Origin of the sequence: Psychrobacter sp. S1-30-MNA-CIBAN-0213, assembly GCF_040309845.1 — a bacterium.
GTDB lineage: Bacteria > Pseudomonadota > Gammaproteobacteria > Pseudomonadales > Moraxellaceae > Psychrobacter.
Genome location: NZ_JBEOPE010000097.1, coordinates 1 through 261, shown reverse-complemented (window position 1 = coordinate 261; position 261 = coordinate 1). Strand labels below are relative to the sequence as shown.

Below are 261 nucleotides of genomic sequence, written 5' to 3'. Positions count from 1 at the left end.
GACCGAGCGTGTACTCACCATCGTGAATACCGTAGCAGACTACCCCTGTATCAGGGATAGCACCCGCGTCGGAACCAGCCTCAGGACCCGTCAAACCAAAGCAAGGAACTTCCTCGCCTTTAGCAAGGCCGGGCAACCAGCGCTGCTTTTGCTCATCTGTACCATAGTGCATCAGAAGCTCACCAGGGCCGAGCGAGTTTGGCACCATGCAACTGACTGCAGCCGTTGACGAGCGCGAAGCGATTTTACTCATTACACGAC

1 protein-coding gene is annotated in these 261 nt (G+C 55.9%); it reads right to left on the bottom strand.

Annotated elements, in window-relative coordinates:
* A partial coding sequence (locus tag AAEY87_RS14100) for an acyl-CoA dehydrogenase family protein (RefSeq protein WP_350657624.1) occupies positions 1-261 on the bottom strand: 261 nt, incomplete at both ends.